The sequence below is a fragment of the Deinococcus sp. genome (genome assembly GCF_018260405.1).
In the GTDB taxonomy this organism is placed as follows: Bacteria; Deinococcota; Deinococci; order Deinococcales; family Deinococcaceae; genus Deinococcus.
Genome location: NZ_JAGLBG010000093.1, coordinates 1 through 8,322, shown reverse-complemented (window position 1 = coordinate 8,322; position 8,322 = coordinate 1). Strand labels below are relative to the sequence as shown.

7 protein-coding genes are annotated in these 8,322 nt (G+C 65.1%); 6 read left to right on the top strand and 1 reads right to left on the bottom strand.

Going from position 1 to position 8,322, the window contains the following annotated elements:
- The 6 genes from QZ269_RS10810 to QZ269_RS10785 form a co-directional block, all read left to right on the top strand.
- A partial coding sequence (locus QZ269_RS10810) for an alpha/beta hydrolase-fold protein (protein WP_291426719.1) occupies positions 1 to 574 on the top strand: 574 nt, incomplete at its 5' end.
- Between the two features lie 99 nt (positions 575 to 673).
- Positions 674 to 1,765: a peptidase C39 family protein gene (locus tag QZ269_RS10805; RefSeq protein ID WP_291426718.1), complete on the top strand. Its 1,092-nt coding sequence runs from the start codon at positions 674 to 676 to the stop codon at positions 1,763 to 1,765.
- 233 nt (positions 1,766 to 1,998) lie between these two features.
- Positions 1,999 to 2,820, top strand: a complete 822-nt coding sequence (locus QZ269_RS10800) for a hypothetical protein (protein ID WP_291426717.1) — start codon at positions 1,999 to 2,001, stop codon at positions 2,818 to 2,820.
- Positions 2,821 to 2,925: 105 nt separating this feature from the next.
- Positions 2,926 to 4,605 (top strand): adenine deaminase, encoded by a 1,680-nt coding sequence (locus QZ269_RS10795; RefSeq protein WP_291426716.1) that lies wholly within the window; start codon positions 2,926 to 2,928, stop codon positions 4,603 to 4,605.
- Between the two features lie 254 nt (positions 4,606 to 4,859).
- The gene (locus tag QZ269_RS10790; protein WP_291426715.1) at positions 4,860 to 6,545 is read left to right on the top strand and encodes a diguanylate cyclase; all 1,686 of its coding nucleotides are present in this window, start codon (positions 4,860 to 4,862) and stop codon (positions 6,543 to 6,545) included.
- A 33-nt stretch (positions 6,546 to 6,578) separates the two neighbouring features.
- Positions 6,579 to 6,968, top strand: coding sequence for a 2Fe-2S iron-sulfur cluster-binding protein (locus QZ269_RS10785; protein WP_291426714.1), 390 nt, complete (start codon positions 6,579 to 6,581; stop codon positions 6,966 to 6,968).
- A 188-nt stretch (positions 6,969 to 7,156) separates the two neighbouring features.
- Here QZ269_RS10785 and QZ269_RS10780 read toward each other — a convergent pair whose 3' ends face one another.
- On the bottom strand, positions 7,157 to 7,987 hold the full coding sequence (locus tag QZ269_RS10780; protein ID WP_291426713.1) for a CoA ester lyase: 831 nt from the start codon (positions 7,985 to 7,987) through the stop codon (positions 7,157 to 7,159).
- Positions 7,988 to 8,322: the final 335 nt, after the last annotated feature.

The following is an 8,322-nucleotide window of genomic DNA, read 5'->3' as shown; positions in this document are numbered from 1 at the left end:
CCGGGCCATGCAGGCCGGACTTGCCACGGGCGCGGTGCTGGTGTTCGTGGAACCCGGCGACCGCAACGAAGAGTATTACCTAAATGACCGCTACCTCGAATTTTTGCAGCGCGAGGTGTTTCCACGGGTAGAAGGCCCGCTGGCAGCCGTTTCCGAGCGCGGGCTGTGGGGCGCAAGCCTCGGCGGGCTGATTTCGCTGTATCTGGGCAGCCGCCACCCGGAGCTGTTCAGCCGCGTGGTCAGCCACAGCGGGGCGTTCATTGCCCGGCCCGGCGCAACGTACCCCAGCGGCGTCATCGACACGACCACGGCGGGCGAGTGGCTGCGCGGCGAACTGGAAAAAACGCCACCTGCCCACCTGAAAATCAGCCTGGACACCGGCGTTCTAGAGTGGCTTGCCGGGCCGAACCGCCGCATGGCCGCGCTGCTGGCCGACCGGTTTTTGCCGCACCAGTACCGCGAATATCCCAGCGGGCACAACTGGGTCACCTGGCGCGAGGCGCTGCCCGAAGCGTTTCTGTTTATGCAGGGCAGGCCCCAGCCCAGCGCCGCCACAACGCCGCAGCTGCTGTAATAGTCCAGCCGGGTGCGTATAAAACCACGGTACGGGGCTGTCAGGCTCGGGGAAGTCCTCACCACTCCGGGCCTGTAGCGCGGCATAGTCGGGCTATTCATGCGCCTCTTTTTTTCTCTTAACGGTTTTTCTCTCATCGGCGCGGTGCTGGCCCTGGCTGGCAGCGCAGGAGCCTTGACCATGACCTACCCCGGCAGCACCACGACCATTCACGAAAAGGCGGGCGACTTTGCCGGTGCCCAGCTTGGCGGCCTGCAACTGGGCGGCGATAGCCTGAAACTGGCTCCCGGCCAGCAGGTCGGCACCCTAACCAGCCAGCCCGTGAGTGTTCCGGCCTTCGACGAACTGGTGCCGTCATGGAACACCCAGACGGGCAAGGCGGGCAGTGTGGGCGTGGAGGTCCGGGCGCAAACTGGGACAGGCTGGACGCAGTGGTACTCATTTGGCCGCTGGAGCGCCGCCGAGGGCCGCACCAGTCAGAACGGGCAGAAAGACGCGCAGGGAGAGATCCGCACCGATACACTGCGCCTGAATGCCAAGGCCAGCGCCTTTCAGTACCGCGTGACCCTGCGCGGCCCCGACACCCGCGTGCGCCTGATCGGCATAAGCACCAGCTTGCGTGGGAACCGCGCCGCCGGACTGGGGCAGCCGGGCGACCCGCAAAACTGGGGCAAGGTCAATGACGTGCCGCAACGCTCGCAGATGATTTACCCCGGCGGTGGCGAGGTCTGGTGCAGTCCGACCAGCGTGAGCATGATCCTGGCGCACTACGGAGTGAACCAGACTGTGCCGCAGGTGGCCCACGGCCTGTACGATCAGGCTTACGACGGCACCGGTAACTGGCCCTTTAACACCGCCTACGCGGGCGAACAGGGCCTGCGGGCCTTCGTGACGCGCCTGCCGAACCTCGCCGCCGCAGAGCACTACACTGCCGCCGGGTTTCCGCTGGGTGTCAGCCTGGGCTGGAAAAAGGGCGAACTGCCGGGCGCACCGATCTCTTATAGCGACGGTCACCTGATGGTGCTGGTCGGCTTCGACAGGGCGGGCAACCCGGTGCTCAATGACCCCGCCGCGCCCAGCAACGCCAGCGTGCGCCGCACTTACCCCCGCGCCGCCTTCGAGAAGCTGTGGCTCACGCACAGCGGTGGCCTGAGCTACGTGATCGCGCCGCAGCGTGCCGCCCTTCCCTAAAAGCGTGTTGATGCCGACTGCCGATTGAACCGGGCCGTTTTGGACTCAGTCCGAGCGGAGGCAAGGACAATACGGATTGTGCGGTATGGACTTGCAATCGGCTCTTTCTTGGGCAGAGCGTCTCCTTGGGCAGAACGGCACCCAGGATGGGGCCTGACCGCTTCTTGGGCAGAGCGGCACCCAGGAAGGGGCAGACAGCTCGGCCTAGAGGCGGGGGCCTATAGACTGAACCCATGTACTTTCCGGCCCCCTGCCCTACCTGCCACTGGGAAAACCGGGCGGAATTTGCCGACAGCAGCATTCACGACCTGACGTGCAGCCGCTGCGGGGCGCGGTACTGCGTGCTGCTGCGTAAGCACAAGTTCGAGGTCCTGTTCGACCTGGGCACCCGCGCCCTGATGGACGGCTACGCGCGGGAGGCCGTTGCCAGTTTTGCCGCCTCGCTGGAGCGCTTTTTGGAATTTTATGTGCGGGCTTTTGTGCTGGAACGCTCCGCTGGTTCGGGCCGCGAGTTCGGGGAGGTGGCGCAGACTTTCGAGGCAACCTGGAAACATGTGGTCAGCCAGTCCGAGCGGCAGATAGGCATGTTCGCGCTGGCCTACCTGCTGCGCGAGGGCCAGGAGCCGGAATTTCTGAGTGCCAGGGCGCTGGGCAGCGACTTTCGCAACAGGGTCATTCACCGGGGCTACCTGCCCACCCGTGAAGAGGTCGAGGGCTACGCCGCGCAGGTCTTCGAGCTGATCGACCGCCTGCTGACCCGGCTGGGCGGCGCGGCCTCACAACCCGAGGTGCTTCAGGAGCGGGAGTTTCAGCGGCATCTGGCGGCCCTGCCCGACACGGTCATCGCGGTGTTCGAGGAGCACCCCGGTATGTTCCGGGCGCGGCGCTTCGGCGGCCCCAGCCCGGCCAGCGCCGAATTTCCCAAGTCACAGCTTAAAGGCGCGGCCAGTAAACCGGCCAAGGCACTCAACGACGCCCGGAACTATCAGCAGGCACTGTTTCGCCAGGCGCTGGAAGAACGCGGCGAGGGCCTGAAGCGCTTCAAAGGAAAATAACTGGCCCCTTCATTCTACGTCCTGCTCTTTTTTTTCAGTCGTTCCACTCGGCAAAAAGATGGTCAAAAGAGCACCACCCTTTTGCAAAATGCTCTAAGATGGGACATGTCACAGCCACCCAGTGCAGGGAGCGACCCCACAAACACCCTGGCCGCCCGCCAGCGACTGATGCGCGTGGCCCGTGGACAGGAACCCGGCGACCTGCTGGTGCGCGGCGCACAGGTTATGCAGCCCGCCAGCCGCGAGATGTTTGAGGCCGATGTGGTTATTGCCGGGAGCCGCATCGCCGCCTTTGGGCCGGGATACCAGGCCGCCCGAACCGTGGACGCCAGAGGCGCCTATCTGGCTCCTGGCTTTATGGACGCGCATATTCATATCGAGTCAAGCCTACTGACCCCGGCGGCTTTTGCAGCGGCAGTATTGCCCCACGGCACGACCTCGGTGGTGGCCGAGCCGCACGAAATCGTGAATGTGCTGGGCGCGGCGGGCCTGGAATGGATGCTGCGGGCCGGAGCAGGCTCGGGGCTGCGGGTCTTCGGGTCGGTGCCGTCGTGCGTGCCAGCCAGCCAGTTTGAGGAAGGCGGGGCCACCCTGGACGCCGCCGACATTGCCCGGCTGCTTGAGGTACCGGGCGTGCTGGGGCTGGCCGAGATGATGAATTATCCGGGCGTGCTGGGGGGCGACCCCGGCGTATGGACCATTCTGGAAGCTGGTAGAAAAACAGGCAGGCGGCTCGACGGCCACGCCTCGGGCGTCAGCGGACGCGACCTGCTGGCCTACGCGGCGGCGGGCCTGCACTCGGATCACGAGGCGACCACGCCAGAGGAAGCCCGCACCCGCCTGCGAGCGGGCCTGTGGCTGATGGTGCGCGAAGGTTCGGCGGCCCGCAACCTAGAGGCGCTGCTGCCGGTGCTGCGGGAGCGCCCCCGCCGCGCCATGCTGGTGAGCGACGACGTGAGCGTCAACGAGTTGCTTGCGCTAGGCCACCTTGACCGGCTGCTCAGGATGTGTGTGGCAGGCGGCCTGCACCCGCTCGACGCGCTGGCCCTGGTGACTTGCAACCCGGCGGAATACTGGGGCCTGCACGACCTCGGGCTGGTCGCGCCGGGCTATCACGCCGACTTCGTTCTGCTGGACAACCTCACCGATTTCCGCGTGTTAGAGACCTTCGTGGCCGGGCAAGAAGGCCGGGCGGGGCAACAGACGCCCACACCTGAAGGCGGCGGCGTGAATCTGGGGGCCGGGTGGTCACAGGCGGCGTTTGACGTGCCCGCTGGGTGGCCGGTTATGCGCGTTTTTCCCGACCAGATCACCACAGAACAGGCCCCAGCGGGCACGGGCGACGCAAAACTGGTGGCAGCCGACCGCTATGGGCGCGGCGCACAGGCCAGCTGCTGGACCAGCGGCACCGGACTGCGCGGCGGCACCCTGGGCATCAGCATTTTGCACGATGCCCACAACGCGGCCTTTCTAGGCGGTACAGACGACGATATCCGGCAGGCGGGGCACTTTCTACAGGCGCTGGGCGGTGGGGTCGTGGTGGTCGCGGGGGGCAAATTGCTGGCCTCGTTGCCGCTGCCCTACGCCGGACTAATGACCGACCAGCCGCCAGAGCAGGCCGCCGCCGCCCTGGAAAACATCACGGTGGCGCTGCGGGGCCTGGGCTGCACCCTCCCCTATCCCGTCACGACCCTGAGCTTCCTGGGCCTCAGCGTTATTCCGGCGCTCAAGCTGACGCCGCGCGGTCTGCTGGATGTGGCGGCTTGGCGCTATATAGGGCACTGATTCATATAGGGCACTGATTCCACCTGCGACCGCAGGTCTGCGACCGGGCACTGGCCGCGCGCTCCGGCATCCTGTCCAGTTTGCTATGCTCCGTACTGACCGCGTGAGTATCACAGTGCTACGGACCATCCCTTGTTAATGACATCTAGGCCAACCCTTCGAGCGACCCCAGACAGCAGGTCTTTCCATGTTCCCGTCTGGTGGGTCTGCATAGTGTCGCGGGCCAAAAAGCCGTTTATAGGCGCACCTAAGCTATGACGCCGCCTGTTCCCAGCACAGGCCAGGGCGGACGCAGGCCAGCCGTCTGGACCACGCGGGAAGCCTTGCGGGCCTTTTCATGGTCGCGCTTCCTGACGCTGCTGGCGCTGCTCCTGACCAACCTGCTGACGCTGCTGGGGCTGCTGTGGGTCAACCGCACCAACAATGAACGTATCGTGCGGCTGCAAACTCGAACGTCCCTGGAACAGATGATCCGGGTTGCCACTGACAGTACCCGTGGCTATCTGAACACCGCCGCGACGATGGTCAAAATTAATCAGAGCGTGCTGCAAAGCGGCCAGGTCAGCGTAAACCACCCGGCCCAGCTTCAGCAGACCTTGCAGGCCATCGTAAATGCTGTTCCGCAACTCGACGGCGCGATGGTCGGCCAGAAAAACGGCGACTTTACCCTGGTACGCCGCGACGGTCCCCACCTGCTTGTCCAACAGATCAGCCGGCAGCCCCAGCGCCGCGTGACCGAAACCCTGTTAGGCCAGGCAGGCGAGGTCCTCAAACGCCGGGTGGTTCAGAACACCTTCGACCCGGCGCAGCGCCCCTGGTTTCGTTCGGCGGTGCAGGCGGCAGGCCAGATCAGCTGGACCGGACCTTATATTTCTGCCTCATCACAGCTGCCGGGCCTGACCGTGGCCGCCACCACACGGCTGACCACCGCCGCTGACCAGCAGCAGGCCGTGATCGCCATGGACGTGCAACTGCGGGGCCTAACCAGGTTTTTGCAGGGCGTGCAGCTAAGTCCGGGGGGCCGGGCCTTTATCACCGATTCGGACGGGTACGCCCTGGCCGCGTCACGGGCCTGGCCGGTGCAGGTCCACGGCCACGTTCCACGGCTCTCGGAAGTGGCCGATCCAGCTTTGCAAGCCCTCCTGGGCCACCGCGACAGGCTACCGCCGATGGTCAATAACCAGAATGATCTGCGGCAGTTTATGGTCGGAGGCCAGCGCTACGCCGCCGTCCTGCGGCAGTTTCAGTTGCAGCCCAGCCAGCACTGGATCATTGGGATCTACGCGCCTGAGAGCGACTTTACTGGCGAGCTGAATAAACTGCGCACTCAGCAGCTTTACTTTGTCTTTCTGCTGACCCTCCTGAGCGCCGCCCTGTCCTGGCCGCTGGCGTTTCAGGCCACGCGCCCCATGAGCGCCCTGCAACATCAGGCGACGACCGACGCACTGACCGGGCTACAAAACCGCGCCAGCTTTCTGGCCCACCTGCGGGAACTGCTCGCGCCGCAGACGGAGCAGGAACTCGGGGTGGTCATTCTGGACCTCGACGGCTTCAAGACGGTCAACGATACCTTTGGCCACGCCCGTGGCGACGAGGTTCTCCGGCTCATCGCGCAGCGCCTTAAAGCAGCGGTGCGCGACGGAGACATCCTAAGTCGTCTGGGAGGCGACGAGTTCGCGCTGATTATCCAGGGCGCGACGCGGGAAACTGTGCGCCTGCGGGCCGAGGGGATTATTCACGGCCTCCAGCAGTCTGTACGGATCGAGGGCATCGAGCACCGGCTAGGAGCCACGGCGGGGCTGGCTTTCCGCGCCACCGAAGCCCAGCCAAGCGCCGAGGAACTGCTGGCCCGCGCCGACAAGGCCCTGCTGCGCGGCAAACGCCAGGGCAAAGGCCGCGTATGGATCAGCGGCGAAAGCGGCTCGACCCTGCTGGATTAACACGCCCAACCCAGGCCTGTGCCATCCTGGGACATGACTCAGAACACCCCGGTAACGCTTAAGGTTGAAGGCTACGGCGACATTCAGGCCCAGGCGGGCGAACGGCTGGTACTGGCGCTGGAACGCGGCGGCGTGGACATCTTGCACCGCTGCGGCGGGGTGGCCCGCTGCACGACCTGCCGGGTGTCTTTTCAGGCAGGCGAACCCGGCACCATGACGATTGCGGAATTCGACAAGCTGACCGAAAAGGACCTGCTGGGCAGCGCCCGCCTCGCCTGTCAGATCGAGTGCGCCCAGGGGATGCAACTCACCCCCCTGCAAACGGCCAGCGCCACTGGCCTGGAAGCGGGAAAAGCCCCCAGCGAGGACATTCAGCCTGAACCCCAGTGGATCACCCGCCCCGGAGTCAGTACCGAAGGCTAACCCACCCCTTCTAAACCACAACAGTTGCCAGAACAGTTAGGGAGCTGCCGGGTGTGGCCAGGTCACCGCCCCGAGCGGACTTGCAAAGCTGCGAAGCAGAGCGGATTCGGGCGCTTTCTCCGGGTACACAGAACTGTAAGCGGAGTCCGTATACCCCAGGATGCGCCAGGCTGGGGGGGCGGGCGGCTTCACTCGCCTGAGCGGTCCAGCTCCCAGAGTTCCAGAATCTCGGCGGCCTCGTCCGCGTGCATCTGTTCAATCAGGGCCCCCTTGTACGTGCCCACACTTTTGCCCTCGGCGCGGGCGGCCTTCCAGGCGTCCAGCAGGGCCTGGGCCTCTGCGGCGACCGCAGCTGACGCCCCAAACGCAGCGTTAGCGGCACCAATCTGATCAGGATGAATAACTGTTTTGCCCGCAAAGCCAAGCATCCGGCCCTGGGCGCACTCACGGGCAAAGCCCCCGGAGTCACGCACATCATTAAAAACAGCGTCCACAGGTATCTTTCCCGCCGCCCGCGCCGCCAGCACTACGCCTGAAAGGGCGCCCAGCAGCGGCAAGCGCTCGGGGTGCGGCTGGGTTCGCAGCGCCCGCGCCAGGTCGTTGGCTCCAACCAGCAGGCCCGCCACGCCGTTCACGGCGGCAATACTGGCCGCGCCGAGCACCCCCGTGGGCGTCTCGATCATGGCCCACAGGGGAACACGCACCTGCAACTCGCGCACGCTCTGCGCCGTTTCAACTTTGGGAACCACCAGTCCGTCCACCCCGGCAAGCAAGGCCATTTCCCGGTCGTCGTTTTCCCAGAGGGTTCCTAAGCCATTGACCCGTACCAGCACCGGGCAAGTCCAGGGCTGCCTGAGAGCCTCCCTGACATTTTGCCGCGCCACGGCCTTGTGTTCCGGGGCCACGGCATCTTCCAGATCCAGAATAACCGCGTCGGGCCGCAGCCCCAGCGCCTTTTCGATGGCTCTGGGCTTGTCGCCGGGCACATACAGCATGGAGCGCAGGGGCCTGAGGCTCATTTCCGGTCCTGCTGTGGGTGGGCCGGGGCCCGATTCTGCGCCGCACTAGACGCCAGCACGAAGGGCAATAAGACCAGCAGGAAGTTTACCGAACGCTTCATATCCCGATTATGGCGCGGCCAGATAAGCCAAGCACCACATGGGGCCGTTTGGCCCAGGAATACGGGCTGCGCCAGCAAGTACGCCTGCTTGTGGACGGCGCAGGGCCAGAAAGATCAGGCGAAGAGGGCCAAGGTTGTTTAAGGAGCTCTTGGCTACACAGTAGTTCGGAACCTTTCAGGCTGCTTTAACGCCCAACCGCAGGAGTTCACGGAGTGACTCGCCCATTTCCATCA

What these genes read in the sequence shown, in the direction of transcription:
- QZ269_RS10805 (WP_291426718.1), top strand. Translation starts at nt 674, where the DNA reads ATGCGCCTCTTTTTTTCTCTTAACGGTTTTTCTCTCATCGGCGCGGTG.
- QZ269_RS10800 (WP_291426717.1), top strand. Translation starts at nt 1,999, where the DNA reads ATGTACTTTCCGGCCCCCTGCCCTACCTGCCACTGGGAAAACCGGGCG.
- QZ269_RS10795 (WP_291426716.1), top strand. Translation starts at nt 2,926, where the DNA reads ATGTCACAGCCACCCAGTGCAGGGAGCGACCCCACAAACACCCTGGCC.
- QZ269_RS10790 (WP_291426715.1), top strand. Translation starts at nt 4,860, where the DNA reads ATGACGCCGCCTGTTCCCAGCACAGGCCAGGGCGGACGCAGGCCAGCC.
- QZ269_RS10785 (WP_291426714.1), top strand. Translation starts at nt 6,579, where the DNA reads ATGACTCAGAACACCCCGGTAACGCTTAAGGTTGAAGGCTACGGCGAC.
- QZ269_RS10780 (WP_291426713.1), bottom strand. Translation starts at nt 7,987, where the DNA reads ATGAGCCTCAGGCCCCTGCGCTCCATGCTGTATGTGCCCGGCGACAAG.